Raw genomic sequence first — 12,976 nt, 5'->3', positions numbered from 1 at the left:
AACTTGGAGATCGTCGACCAAGTTCAATCCACGGCAGTGACTAGAACAATAGTCGCAATGAGGAAGCCGGTTAACAGCAAAATTTCGCTCAATGAATGGGCCGAATTCGCATCATTGGGAAAACTCGAGCTAATTGGAGCTTTCAATAGACTTACGGGGATTCCACCTATGACTTTTCACAATGCGGAAAGGTTGGAGATCGCGAAGCGGCTTTTGGTATTTGAAGGCATGCCCGTGACCGAGGTGTGCTACGAGATCGGATACGAAAGCCTCGGCTCCTTCATCACAAAATTTACTCGTTGGGTAGGGATCTCCCCTGGAGCCTATGGTCAAGCCATGCGCGAAGTGGGTTTTCTCTCAATTTTTATGCACGCAGTCCGCACGCGGATGTACCCGCGCGGAGCTCCGACAGAAGCTGTTGATGTACGTTTAATGCTGCCGCCACGTCAGTTCGCCCATTGTCTGCTCGTAGCAGTGTTTCGGCGTCCTTTTCCCGCGGGGAATCCAATGGCATGGCGATTCATCCCTCCAATGCGCCAGCGCACCAAGTTTGATGGTGCTCTCTCGGGCTATTGTTTGGCTGCCTCGGTACCTCGTTGGCCGCGTCTAGAGGAACTCGTTTGCTTCAGACCCGCCCTGGTTGGTCGCGAGACAATCACAACCTTGGACAATGAGGTAAAATTACAACTCAATCCACCAACAATCTTTGATCCTCCAATCACGCTTGCGGTTCCCGTGCTGTTTTCCCGGCAGTCGGATTTGGTTGAAGGCTAGGCGCACTTTGAATACGCGGAGTTCCCCCAACAAATTTTCGAGAAGCGTCAGTTCCAATAGAAAAGTAAGCTGTTCCAAGCATTTCGACGATGTTGAATCTAAACTACGAAGGGGGAAATTCGATGGCAGCACAGAAACGGGTTGTCCCGCGGGGTCAAGATTATCTGACGACTATTCGCTCTGATCAGTATATCGAATTGGCGCCAGACCTGCTCGGCCCTAACATGAAAGTGTTTTCAGAAAAGGTCGCGATGGTGGGCATTCCGCTCAATCCTCCTGTTGGAAATGCCGACACAATCATGGAAAGAGGCGACGTAGCCTCTCATGGGAAGACCGTGAAAACCCGACTCGTGGCTTTTGCCAACGTAAGTGCAGCTCCAATCCTCTTAGAAGGCGATAGCGCTTTAGCCGGCTACTATGATCTATATGCCACGCTATCACCCACGCGAGAATCGCCCGGCGAGATGACGTTCCACTTCGAAACCGACAATGGAGGTTGGTTCGAGAGCAGGGCAGAGTTCTGGCCGATGTTCGAGCTTCGTCCCCTTGGTGGAGGGACATCCATCTTCATAGACACCGGACGCGACAAGGTCCCTGGCTTCCCGATGAATGTGGGGCACTCAGGTGGCCGGTGGTCATTTACCCCTCCGACGCCGTCGGCGGTTCGTGGGTTCCGGACAAAACAAATGTACTATGAGGATGTTGTAATAATTACGGCGAGCCGAGATGGCCAGATAACCGCCGAACGGAAAATGGAATTCGCACCAACAGAACTTGCCAAATGCGCAAAGGCACAAGCCGAGTTCGACGCCGGCGGAGAAATTGCCACCTTCGGCCGGCCAAACTTCGGACGAGCAATGACAGGAGCCAACTTCCTGTTGGAGTGATTGTGCATGGCTACTCAGGTGCTGTCGCGCATTTTTCGGATAGTCACTTATCTCGTCGGCGGTGCGGTGCTTGGTTTTCGCGCCACTTGGCAGAAACAAAAGATCGGCGATCGCTTCGACAGTTCTTTAGCTTTCGCAACGGTGGTTGCTCATCTATCCTACCATCTCGGCGGAATCTTTCCAAAACTTGCTCAAATTTTGAGCACTCGCTACGATCTAATGAGCGAAGATGCAATAGCACTGCTCTCGCGAAGCTGTTCACAGCTTAGATTGGCGCCTGCCTTACATCACATTGATGCTCGGGGCTTGGAACTGGGCGGTGAGATAGCGTCGTTAGGTGCCGGCGCGATTGCTGAGACTTTTTTAGTGAAGACACCAGAAGGCATCAACTTCGTAGTCAAAGCGAGGCGGCCCGGCATTGATGTGGTCCTCAGGACTGACCTAGCGGTCATCAAGACGGTAGCAAACCTTGCTAACCTCCTACGCATTTGCCGTTCCTTGAATATTGAGGATAACGTGCGTGTCCTTGGTGAACTCTTCCTGAATCAGGTTGATTTAGAAGCAGAGCGACGGAATCTAAGAAACCTTCAAGCAAATCTTGGCAAATGGGTGAGAGTTCCTAGTGTTATCGAGGGTGGAGGATCCGAGCGAATTCACATGGAGTATTTGCCGCGTGGGTGCGAGATCACAGCCCACGACGCGGTCACACGACGACACCTTGCAGTTTCGCTGCTCCACTTGGTTTATCGAATGATCTTCATCGATGGCTTTGTTCACTGCGACCTCCACCCGGGCAATATCTATGTAGGTGAAGATGGGGGTTTGGTTATCGTCGATGCGGGCTTTTGTGGCTCGATCGATGATGCGGTTCGACTTGACTTTAGAGAGTTTTTCCTCGCCATCGGTTTGAAACGGGCGAAGATCCTTGCGGACATTATCATCCGCTATTCAACAGGAGCCCCTGATCCGCAAGGTGCCACTATCTCAATACGAAATGATTGTGTTGTATTGCTCAACAAGTATTCTAGGCTTCCCTCTCGAGCCTTCAGGATAGTAAATTTCATTCGAGATCTACATCAAATTTACCAGAAGCATCGCCTTACAATGACAAGCGAATTTTTCACCATTATCTATTCGCTGTTGGTTGTTGAGGGTACCGTGACAAAACTCGACGGTGAACTTGACTTTCAGGCTCTTGCCGTTCAATACATGATCGACAACCGAGAAGAGATTTACTCGCTCCGGAAGCCCCAATCGGCCCAACTTGTGGCGGCGAGTGTGCCCAGTTCTCATACGGTGCGAATTGGCGTTTGAAACTGCTGACGTTCCGATCGCTTCCGGTGAAAGAGCGGCGCGGGCCTTTGCGTTTGAAACGAAACCTCGGTTCATGCCCCACCCGATAAAAAATATCCTCGTGGCGCCTTACGTCTTGAGAATGGCGATGTCGTGCTCCAGGTATATTTTTAGTGCTAACAACGCCTCGCCCCAGCCCACAGCAGTGGAGCCAAATGCTTCTATACCGTCGGTGGTATCCGGGAAGGGTCCATCAGTCAGATCCACGACCGTCTCGCCACCTTGGGAGGAAAATGTCATCGTGACAATAGTCGGCGCCGGACCAGGCTCCCAAGAAAATGAAAAGAGCTCTGCGCGTCTATATTCTAAAATGGTACCACTATCACGCACCGTGGCTCCGTTTTCACCGAAATTAACCCATTCGAGCCTTACCTGTCCGCCTGGAAACTCTTCTAATAACGCGCTGCTTACAAACCAGCACTTCAGCCCCTCTGCCGTGGCAAGGCTATGGAAAACCTTATCGGCAGGCTTCAAAATTCGAACGCGGTTTCTGATAGTGTACACCTCAAGCCCTCCTAGACAAGTATGACTGGATCCGGCTGATTGGCGGCATGTAGAAGCAGTACCGCTCCCCAGTCTGAACGAATTGGTGCTTCGCCTGCAAAGGAGTTTCTTGCCTCAGCCTGCCATCGATCTTGTGGCGTAGCATTGACCAAAAAGAGGCTCCTTTGCCAACAATAGGATCTACGCCTGCGCCAATGTCTGGATGGTCGATATCATTGGACCACTTCTCGTATACGTGGAGGAATTGCTCAACAACAGATACCTGGAAGCAAACGAAATTTAGAACGTGCCAATCGCCGACGACCTCCGACCAAAATCCGCGCCTCAGTATGGGGCGCTCCCAGCCACCATTTCTCGAACGCATTTTCGAAACATGGCTTACACTTAAACCGTTCTCGCGCGCGTCAGCGTATCGGTGGGTAGCAAGCTCCCTTCCGTCTTTCGATACGCCCATTAGATTTTCAGCGAGCCACTCTTCAGAGACTGGATTGATGGACTTCAGCCTAGAAACTTCAGCGCTGATATTGTCCTCGAAGCGACGCGGAGAAATAGGAAATCTCGCTAAAACAACGAAGCTCCCTCCTTGCAACTGCATCACGTGTCGCCGGCAATCGATGCCAAAATTGTTGTAATTCCATTGAGGCCTGAAGCCGTGTCCAATGACAAAATCGCCAATGTTTGCGCTTTGCGTTTCACCGGGCGGTTGCTCTCGCTCAGCTCCGGGGCGTTTCATCATGTCCGGGAGCCGTGGCTGACGACGTCCATCCACGAAGCCTAATGGGTTCACATCCATTGCGTCCCCATAGCCGGATCGGCCGCGAAGCACCAACTTGGGCCCAACTTCAGAGAGCTGAATAAGCTGATTTATTGTACTCTCGACCTTGGTGCTGTCCTCGCAGGAAATCCATATAATTAAAGTATCGTTGAGAACGTGAAATTGCCTTTCAGCCAAATGTGGAGCTGGCGACTCGATTTCAAGGCTACGCGTGATACAATCCAGCGAGAATAGGACGCTAAGTTTTACCTTCTTTATTCCGGGCTTGTCCTCGAGTTTGTCGAAACGGAGCATGGAGGTGTTATTCAAGACCCATTTCTCAAGGCGGATCTGGTCATGATCCATTGGAAAGGCCAGCAGGGCCTGGAACCCTTTGCCAAACCCGGACAACAGGTGGGTCTGCGTATCGTCAAGTCCAGCCTTATACATTCACCGCAACCACCTAATTGACTCCACAGTTTCTAGTGGCGTCACCATGCCTTTGCCGGTGCCGAGAACGGGCTCAAGTGACCATTTATCTAGTATGGTTCCGGCTTTTACATCTACAGTGTAGAGGACCTTGTTGTAACTATCCGCGACCGCGCCGATTCCGGCCATTACATCACTGACTCTCGCAAAGATCGTTTCGTGTTCTGATGCCTCCAAAAGCGGTTTTATTTCCCCGGTGTCACTTTTGCGAACGAAGATGCCGCCGCTCTCTTGAAGGGGCCAATCGTTTCTTGAATAAAGGATATATGTACCGTCCTGGTCGTCCACGGCGACGCTGTCGATGACCCCTCGTGGGGTACGAGTTTCATCATGTATGATGTCTATTCTCCCCTGTCTTAGATGGAGAAGAGCGCCCATTTCTTTTAGTTTGGCACCACCGGGCCCGGTTGTGGGCGCATATCGCATGAAAGAATTCGCAATGACATATTCGTCCTCACCCAGTGCGGCCAAAGCAACTGGCTCTTTCAAGGGTTCCCCTTCAAACAGCAACGTCCGCGTGCCCGTTTTGGGATCCAGTTTGTATATTTTTCCTGATCCACCAAACCCCATGAAGTCAACGACCACAAGGGCGTCTTTTTGGAAAAGTATCTCGCCAGGGTCAAGAAAGGTCTCACTTCCTGGAATTAGGAATAGATTTTCGTCGCGATGATCTGCGAGAAATATCGCACCGCCTTGACCAAAGGCAACCTCGGTGGGGTGCCCTGGCCACCGTGTGCCAGACATTGCAATGAATAACTTTCCATCAGGTCCGGGAATAGCACGCCACAGCAACATAGGTGAACCTTCAAGGCGGCAGTATATCTCAAATGTTCCATCACTCGGATCAAAGATGTGCACGCTATTATCTTTTTGCACACCAAGAACCATCTTGCCGGGGGTAAGTTTGGCCCGTGCATTTGGGAGTATCGCGACGTCTGCTGGGGCGGGACGGGCGGGTTGGGCCACACCCATTAACCTAGCAGGTAAATCACGCGGTGCTGCATCACCGACCAAGGTTTCCGGATACCCGGCCATCGTTGGGTTCGCGGAGGCCGTGACCGGTGCAGTCGCGTCTGACCTCTCATTGAGAACGTCTCGCAAAATATCGCGTAGTGCCGCTCGCCAATCTTTCTCGGCCATGAAATTTGCTCCCAACTCACGCGAACGGGTCTCTGCTCGCCAAACCGCACAAGGAATAGTCTAAATCGCCATTTAGAGTGGAATGGCATCGCTCTGTATTCGCGTCGAGCACCCCGTCGCCATCGAGATCAGACAGTTTCCCTTTAAATGTTCCATACAAGAATAGGTTTGTCATGCTCCCTATTTCTGGATGAGTTGGCGAAGTAAGCTGGATAGTCCCAGGGTGTATTTGAAATCCGCTGCTAAAAAGCCTGTCAATGTTTGCAAACGCGAAACCATAATACTTTCCGCGGACAGATTCTACCAGCTCCTTCCATCGTCCATCACTGCCCCTATTCGCACTCCCAACTAGAAGGTGTTGCTTTGGTCGTACAATAACCGGATTTGCCTTCCTCGCGAGCACAACGTTCACATCATCGACGATGCCTAGGCTTTTGTCTTCGACCGTCCCCGAAAGGTAGAATGGGTGACGGCTTTGACATTCATAGATGTGCTCGGTTACGCCCGGAAATGGCGATGAGGAAAGCCCGTTGAACTTGTAAATCTCAAAATGGTCTGTGCCATCCGGGTGATATGATCTGATACGCTTTTCTATAATAAGATTCGACCCAAATGTTTCCTGTCGTGTGCAAGCCATCACGCGCCCCATGATTTGCTCGAACCAGAGGGGTGACAGTACCACCCGAACTAATCCGACCGATGGCACGGTGGCGATCGCATAACCGGCAATTCTGAGGGGAAGCGTTTGATCGAAGGGATTGTCATCGCTTACGGCAATCCTTCTTTCGGCGGGGCGGAGGTCTTTGCCAGTCATTTCGCGAAACAAAAGACAAGCCCAGTCAGCAACCTCGGCGTCTTTATCTTTGCAATACGCCCCGATCTCGTGGATATCATCCATCGATAATGTTTTCTGGATTAACCAAAGAAGGCCTTGACGTATGTCATTATCGATTTCGGCTCGCATTCTATTAAGAAGATATGCGATAGATTCTTGGCCGTGTCTGTCTGCGTACTCCCACATAGCCCGTTCGCGTTCCAGTGGCGAAGTGTCGTCTTCAATAGCCTGCAGCAATGCTTGGTCGTCTCTCGTATCAAACCTAAGATATTGAGCAGACAAGCTGTCGAATGTGACGTTTTCGGCAGGGTCGTTTGACCTGCCAGGGGTATTCAACCCGGCGAAGTATCTCTCGGTCGACGGCGCCAGACCTGAGTATTTCCAGCGGCTATCAAATTCCATGGCCAGCTCCCAGCGCGAATTGCACTTTGTCCCTTGGAATTTAGCATTTAAACTTCTTTCGGCCGTCACATGGCGCTCTTCTATCAGTCTCGAATGCCTCACGATAAAGTGGGCGCGCAGTTGCGGTGCGGAGAGCCTTTCTTGATGCAGCATCCGCGGTTGGCGGAAGATATGGAGTTATAACGTGTGCCATGAACGGGTCTGCACCCGCATCCCACACCAGCGAATGCAGGCAATCCGGCCCGTTTCGAAAGTTGACCGGCCGACTCGCGAGGGCACCATCAGACCTGGACGAAGCATCAAGCCGCAGCTGGCCAGTTTATACTGCTAGCGATGAATGAGGCATTCTACCAATGGCAGGAATCGTTGGTTGCGAGCCCCCGCAACCAAATAAACAAAAGCCCGCCTCGTGCGGGCTTTTTTGCGTTTGCGGGCGACAGAACAGGACGGCGACGGACTCCTGGGCGTTCTGATCGATTCCGAGCGGCGCTGCAGGTCGTATTCCTGTTGCGCGCTGACCTTTGCGCGACATGCTTAGGGTTTCCCGAGCCGTTCGATGGCCGATTGCAAAGGTGCATCGGAAACATGGATAAGGCCAACATAGGGGTTGGCCATATCCGTAATCAGGAAGATCGCGCCGGCGACGGAGAGGGCGCAGACCAGCAGAATTGACAGCAGCGTCGGATTGGCCGGCGCCTGCAGCCCGAAGGTCGCAAAAAGCAGGCCGAGCCAACACACGAGAACGGCGAGAAAGGCCCAGGGCAAACCCTCTTTGCCGGATTCGACCAGCAGCCAGTGGGTCTCGGCCAGCATGCCGCTCACCTCGAGAGCACGGGCCTGGAGAGAAAGCTGCACGGCATCCCTCGGCGAGAGCGCCCGAAGGTCGCCCTGAACCGCCTCGATATCCTGGTATTCCCCCAGCGCCTTGCCGGATGCCTCGTCGGTGGTTTCGGCCGACCAGCCGCGGCTTAGCCGTTTCTCGATCAATTCACGCAGCAACTGCCGCGCCTTGTCGGTTTCCGGCCCGTATTGGGCCATGACGCGGTCAAGCAAGAGCACCCGTGCGGCCGCCGTTCTCATCTCCACTTCGGCGTTGTCGTAGGTGGACTTGGCCGAGGCGATCAGAAGGCCGAGCGCTAAGGCCGACAGCGTCCCCACCACCGCGGTTGCCAGCCTGATGACGTCCTTGGATTCGGCATTGAGATGATGATCCGGCAAGCGGTCGCGCACGATCAATCCGATCGCCGTTGCGGTCGACAGAAACACAAATACAAGCCCGCCAAGTAACAGTGAGCCCAAGTCCGGTCTCCGTATCGCCTACAGCGCCGCGCGCGTCTTTTCAGACGGACAAAGGACGCTGTAGGACTTTGAGTGCTTCAGCCACTGCGATTGTTTGCACGCCGTGCAATAGCTCCCGTGATCATAACGGAAGACTGGCCGGGCGCGGAACTTTTACTTTCCCGGTTTTTTAGCGCCGTTTTTCGAGTGGATTTCGGTCGGCAAGATATCGCCGGGGGGCGTCATTGCCGGAAAATGAGCAGCACGTAAGCGAGGAAAAGCACCAGATGCACCGCACCTTGCATGAGATGCGTGCGGCCGCTGGCAAAGGTAATGATGCTGACGGCAAGCGTGAGCAGGAGCATCACCAGATCGCCGCGCTCCAGGCCGAGCGTCACTGTGTGCCCGTAGAGCTGACTGACAACGAGCATCGCCGGCACCGTCAGTCCGATCGTCGACAATACCGAACCAAGGAAGATGTTGACGGAGCGCTGAAGATTGTTGGCGATGGATGCGCGCACGGCGCTGATTGCCTCGGGCGTCGCGACGAGGACTGCCATCACGACACCGCCAAATGCGGTCGGAGCATGCAGGGTTTCGATAATGTAGTCGATCGGCCGGGCAAGCTGTTCGACCAGGAAGACGACGGGACCCATATAGGCGAAAAGCAGAATGGCATGAGGCCAGACCGGTCCATGGTGAGGGTGACGTTCGCCGGGGGGCTCGTCGCGGTTGCTGTCGTCGGTGAAATAGTCTCGATGGCGGCCGGCCTGCAGAATCAGAAACGTGCCATAAAGGCCGACCGATATTATGCCCAGTATCAGTTGTCTCGGCGCCGATGAATCCTGGCCGTCCGGGCCTGCCAGAAATGTCGGCATGACCAGGCTCAAGGTGGCCAGCGGTACGATCACCCCGAGATAGGCGTTGGCGCCCTGCAGATTGTGCTGCTGTTCCGGCCGACGCCACGCGCCGAGCAGCAACGACAGGCCGACCATGCCGTTCAGGATGATCATGACGACCGCAAACAGCGTGTCGCGGGCAAGCGTCGGATTGTTTTCGCCGTGCAGCATGACGGCTGAAATCGCCATCACCTCGATCGAGGTGATGGCAAGCGTCAGAATGAGCGTGCCGTAAGGCTCCTTCAGCCGCTCCGCCAAATGATCCGCGTGCCGCACGACCGACAGGGCGGAGCCGAGCACGACGGCAAACAGCCACACGAAAACAACGGTGAACCAAAGCGGGTGGGAAAGCCGCCCGAAAAGCTGCTCCTGGAAAGCCAGAAATACCAAGCTCGTCGCGACGCTGACGCCGAGGAACCATTCCTCGCGCAGCAGGCTGGTGGCACTGACGGCGCGCAATGCGGGACCATCCGTCATCGGAATCACCTGCCTTCCGGCAAATGCCGCCGCAAAGCGATCATCAACATCATCGCGCCCGCCCGCTGTCCGCGCCCCCTAAGAGAAGGAAACGTACCGCAAGCCGAGCGGCATGTAACCGTACAACACGTGTAAGACCTTGCTTTATTCGCGGCCGGTCGCCGGGATCGCCGCGCCGGTAACGACAGCTGCGGCCGGCGAAATCAGGAAGGCGATGAGGCGGGCGATCGATTGCGGCGATACCCAGCCGTCCGTCTTCGCATTGGGCATGGCGGCGCGATTTTCAGGCGTGTCGATCGTCCCGGGCAGAATGCAGTTGGCGGTGATGCGGTGTTCGCGGTTTTCCGCCGCAATCGCCTCGGTCAGCCGGATGACGGCGGCTTTCGAAGCGGCGTAGGCCGCCTGATTGGCCCCGGCCTTCAGGCCGGGGGCGGCGGCGACGTGAATGATGCGGCCATAGCCGGCCGCCTTCATGGTCGGGAGCACCGCAGCGCTGATCGTCAGCGCAGTGCGGGCATTGGCGCTCATCATCGTGTCCCATTGGGAGGGCGCATCCGGCCCGACCGCCCCCATCTGGAAGCCGCCGACCGTATTGATGAGGGCGCTGACGCCGCCGAAGCGCTTGTCAGCCCGCGCGACGGCGGCAGCACAAGAGCCATAATCGGTGAGGTCCGTTCCCGCGATCGACAGGAACTCGGTGGAGGCGGGAAGCTCGCCGGCCAAGGCTTCCAGTTCCTGGCTCGACCGGTTCATGCAGACGAGTTTGGCGCCGCCGGCGGCAAGCTCGCGGACAACGGCGCTGCCAAGGTTGCCGCCGGCTCCCGTGACGATCACGGCTTTCTGCTCGTTCATCACAATCGATCTCCTGACAGTGCCGCTGTTGACTGATGTCGCCTGCTTCCGCGCTGACAACAGCGGTAGCTTAAGCCCGCCGCCGAGACAAGAAGAGACATCCGTAAACTATGCGCGGGACGTCAAATCCGGCACGGCGCAGGCCTCGCCGCCGCTAAAGAGGCGGGAGCGGGTAAGGAAGCGCTTCTCGCGGCCGTTATCGAGCGAGAACATGCCGCCGCGACCCGGCACGACATCGATGATCAGCTGTGTGTGTTTCCACGCCTCGAACTGGCTGGCGCTGATATAGACCGGGACGCCGCCGATCTCGCCGAGCTTGACGTCGCTGTCGCCGACCATGAATTCATTGGCGGGGTAACACATCGGCGAGGAGCCGTCGCAGCAGCCGCCGGACTGGTGGAAGAGGATATCGGGATGATCACGCTTGATCTCAGCGATCAGGTCAAGGGCTGCGTCGGTTGCGAGAACACGCGGTTCACCGTTGACGGTCGTTTCCATGGTTCTTCCTCCAAGGTTTTGGGAGGAAGTCCCCTCCCCAACCCCTCCCCACAAGGGGAGGGGCTTAACTCGTTGAACTGCTCACCCTAAGGCCAACGCATCTTCTTGGTGAGACCTCGGCGAGGAACACTGTCGGTGAGGCACTCTAAGCCCCTTGTGGGGAGGGGTTTTGACACTCCCTCCCACCGCAAGAAAGCTTCTCAGAAGAAACCGAGCGCCTTCGGGCTGTAGCTCACCAGCATGTTCTTGGTCTGCTGGTAGTGTTCGAGCATCATCTTGTGGGTTTCGCGGCCGATGCCCGATTGCTTGTAGCCGCCGAAGGCGGCATGGGCGGGGTAGGCGTGGTAGCAGTTGGTCCAGACACGGCCGGCCTGGATCTCGCGGCCGAAACGGTAGCAGCGATTGGCGTCGCGGCTCCAGACGCCGGCGCCGAGACCGTAGAGCGTGTCGTTGGCGATTTCGAGTGCTTCCTTCTCGTCCTTGAAAGTCGTGACCGAGACCACCGGCCCGAAGATCTCCTCCTGGAAGATGCGCATCTTGTTGTGACCCTTGAAGATCGTCGGCTTGACGTAATAGCCGTTCGCCAGGTCGCCGCCGAGATCGTTGCGGGTGCCGCCAGCCAGGACTTCGGCGCCTTCCTGCTTGCCGATGTCGAGATAGGCGAGGATCTTTTCGAGTTGCTCCGTCGAGGCCTGGGCGCCGATCATCGTCGCGCTGTCGAGCGGGTTTCCCTGCTTGATCGCCTCGACACGTTTGACCGCCTTTTCCACGAAGCGGTCGTAGATCGATTCCTGGACGAGGGCGCGGCTCGGGCAGGTGCAGACTTCGCCCTGGTTGAGGGCAAACATCGCAAAACCTTCGAGCGCCTTGTCGAGGAAGTCGTCATCCTCGGCCATCACATCGGCGAAGAAGATGTTGGGCGATTTGCCGCCAAGCTCCAGCGTCACCGGAATGAGGTTCTGGCTGGCATATTGCATGATCAGCCGGCCTGTCGTCGTCTCGCCGGTGAAGGCGATCTTGGCGATGCGGGGGCTGGTCGCCAGCGGCTTGCCGGCCTCGATGCCGAAACCGTTGACGATGTTGAGCACGCCGGGCGGCAGCAGATCGCCGACCAGTTCGGCCCAGAGCAGGATCGAGGCCGGCGTCTGCTCGGCTGGCTTCAGCACGACGCAGTTGCCGGCCGCCAGCGCCGGAGCCAGTTTCCACGTAGCCATCAGAATCGGGAAGTTCCAGGGAATGATCTGGCCGACGACGCCGAGCGGTTCGTGGAAGTGATAGGCGATCGTATCATTGTCGATCTCGCCGATCGAACCTTCCTGGGCGCGGATGCAGGAGGCGAAATAGCGGAAGTGGTCGATCGCCAGCGGAATGTCGGCCGCCATGGTTTCGCGGATCGGCTTGCCATTGTCCCAGGTCTCGGCCTGGGCGAGCAATTCCAGCTTGTCTTCCATGCGCTGGGCGATCTTCATGAGGATGTTGGAGCGCTCGGCAGCGGAGGTGCGGCCCCATTTTTCCTTGGCCGCATGGGCGGCGTCGAGCGCGAGATTGATATCCTTCTCATCGGAGCGGGGAATGTCGCAGAGCTTGCCGCCGGTAACCGGCGTCAGGTTTTCGAAATACTTGCCTTCGACCGGGTCGCGCCATTCGCCGCCAATATAGTTGCCGTACTTCAGCTTGAACGGCGATTCGACGATTTTCTGATGAAGCATGTCATCCTCCCTTGATGATCCAGGTTCCCAAGCGAACCAGTGGGAGGAAAATGTGCGGGTTTCGGCAAAGGGAACAGGGCGGCTCCTCGATACCGCAGTGCACAGTGTCGCAGACTTGCGACAGG

Annotated in this window: 12 protein-coding genes; 3 read left to right on the top strand and 9 right to left on the bottom strand. The window is 55.9% G+C overall.

The genetic code is table 11. The annotated features are described in order from the left end of the window. Window positions 1-57: 57 nt before the first annotated feature. The 3 genes from EFR00_RS28380 to EFR00_RS28370 all read left to right on the top strand — a co-directional run bounded on the left by EFR00_RS28380 (window position 58) and on the right by EFR00_RS28370 (window position 2,975). Window positions 58-774 carry a helix-turn-helix transcriptional regulator gene (locus tag EFR00_RS28380; protein WP_125864871.1) on the top strand — a complete coding sequence of 239 codons (717 nt, stop codon included), beginning with the start codon at window positions 58-60 and terminating at the stop codon, window positions 772-774. A gap of 122 nt (window positions 775-896) precedes the next feature. After that, entirely contained in the window at window positions 897-1,661 is a 765-nt protein-coding gene (locus tag EFR00_RS28375; protein ID WP_077994976.1) for a hypothetical protein, read from the top strand. A gap of 6 nt (window positions 1,662-1,667) precedes the next feature. Next, on the top strand, window positions 1,668-2,975 hold the full coding sequence (locus tag EFR00_RS28370) for an AarF/UbiB family protein (protein WP_077994977.1): 1,308 nt from the start codon (window positions 1,668-1,670) through the stop codon (window positions 2,973-2,975). Window positions 2,976-3,083: 108 nt separating this feature from the next. Here EFR00_RS28370 and EFR00_RS28365 read toward each other — a convergent pair whose 3' ends face one another. The 9 genes from EFR00_RS28365 to adh form a co-directional block, all read right to left on the bottom strand. Beyond that, a complete protein-coding gene (locus tag EFR00_RS28365; RefSeq protein ID WP_167482302.1) occupies window positions 3,084-3,518 on the bottom strand; it encodes an SRPBCC family protein in 435 nt (144 codons plus the stop codon). Between the two features lies 1 nt (window position 3,519). After that, window positions 3,520-4,722 (bottom strand): Dyp-type peroxidase, encoded by a 1,203-nt coding sequence (locus EFR00_RS28360; RefSeq protein WP_077994979.1) that lies wholly within the window; start codon window positions 4,720-4,722, stop codon window positions 3,520-3,522. After that, window positions 4,723-5,901 carry an NHL repeat-containing protein gene (locus EFR00_RS28355; RefSeq protein WP_077994980.1) on the bottom strand — a complete coding sequence of 393 codons (1,179 nt, stop codon included), beginning with the start codon at window positions 5,899-5,901 and terminating at the stop codon, window positions 4,723-4,725. A gap of 16 nt (window positions 5,902-5,917) precedes the next feature. Continuing rightward, window positions 5,918-7,138: a hypothetical protein gene (locus EFR00_RS28350; RefSeq protein WP_077994981.1), complete on the bottom strand. Its 1,221-nt coding sequence runs from the start codon at window positions 7,136-7,138 to the stop codon at window positions 5,918-5,920. Between the two features lie 534 nt (window positions 7,139-7,672). Next, the gene (locus EFR00_RS28345; protein ID WP_077994982.1) at window positions 7,673-8,437 is read right to left on the bottom strand and encodes a bestrophin-like domain; all 765 of its coding nucleotides are present in this window, start codon (window positions 8,435-8,437) and stop codon (window positions 7,673-7,675) included. Between the two features lie 221 nt (window positions 8,438-8,658). Beyond that, window positions 8,659-9,792, bottom strand: a complete 1,134-nt coding sequence (locus EFR00_RS28340) for a calcium:cation antiporter (protein ID WP_077995003.1) — start codon at window positions 9,790-9,792, stop codon at window positions 8,659-8,661. A 144-nt stretch (window positions 9,793-9,936) separates the two neighbouring features. Continuing rightward, window positions 9,937-10,644: an SDR family NAD(P)-dependent oxidoreductase gene (locus tag EFR00_RS28335; RefSeq protein ID WP_077994983.1), complete on the bottom strand. Its 708-nt coding sequence runs from the start codon at window positions 10,642-10,644 to the stop codon at window positions 9,937-9,939. Between the two features lie 108 nt (window positions 10,645-10,752). Then, window positions 10,753-11,142, bottom strand: a complete 390-nt coding sequence (locus tag EFR00_RS28330; protein WP_009986469.1) for a DUF779 domain-containing protein — start codon at window positions 11,140-11,142, stop codon at window positions 10,753-10,755. Window positions 11,143-11,342: 200 nt separating this feature from the next. After that, window positions 11,343-12,851, bottom strand: coding sequence for an aldehyde dehydrogenase (gene adh / locus EFR00_RS28325; RefSeq protein ID WP_077994984.1), 1,509 nt, complete (start codon window positions 12,849-12,851; stop codon window positions 11,343-11,345). Window positions 12,852-12,976: the final 125 nt, after the last annotated feature.

It is taken from the genome of Rhizobium sophoriradicis (assembly GCF_003939025.1).
Classification (GTDB): Bacteria; Pseudomonadota; Alphaproteobacteria; order Rhizobiales; family Rhizobiaceae; genus Rhizobium; species Rhizobium sophoriradicis.
The sequence above is the reverse complement of the archived record's forward strand: the minus strand, read 5'-3'. Positions and strand labels throughout refer to the sequence as shown.

Bases quoted from the DNA above. Each gene is read 5' to 3' on its own strand.
- EFR00_RS28380 (WP_125864871.1), top strand. From the start codon at position 58: ATGAGGAAGCCGGTTAACAGCAAAATTTCGCTCAATGAATGGGCCGAA.
- EFR00_RS28375 (WP_077994976.1), top strand. From the start codon at position 897: ATGGCAGCACAGAAACGGGTTGTCCCGCGGGGTCAAGATTATCTGACG.
- EFR00_RS28370 (WP_077994977.1), top strand. From the start codon at position 1,668: ATGGCTACTCAGGTGCTGTCGCGCATTTTTCGGATAGTCACTTATCTC.
- EFR00_RS28360 (WP_077994979.1), bottom strand. From the start codon at position 4,722: ATGTATAAGGCTGGACTTGACGATACGCAGACCCACCTGTTGTCCGGG.
- EFR00_RS28355 (WP_077994980.1), bottom strand. From the start codon at position 5,901: ATGGCCGAGAAAGATTGGCGAGCGGCACTACGCGATATTTTGCGAGAC.
- EFR00_RS28350 (WP_077994981.1), bottom strand. From the start codon at position 7,138: ATGGAATTTGATAGCCGCTGGAAATACTCAGGTCTGGCGCCGTCGACC.
- EFR00_RS28340 (WP_077995003.1), bottom strand. From the start codon at position 9,792: ATGACGGATGGTCCCGCATTGCGCGCCGTCAGTGCCACCAGCCTGCTG.
- EFR00_RS28335 (WP_077994983.1), bottom strand. From the start codon at position 10,644: ATGAACGAGCAGAAAGCCGTGATCGTCACGGGAGCCGGCGGCAACCTT.
- EFR00_RS28330 (WP_009986469.1), bottom strand. From the start codon at position 11,142: ATGGAAACGACCGTCAACGGTGAACCGCGTGTTCTCGCAACCGACGCA.
- adh (WP_077994984.1), bottom strand. From the start codon at position 12,851: ATGCTTCATCAGAAAATCGTCGAATCGCCGTTCAAGCTGAAGTACGGC.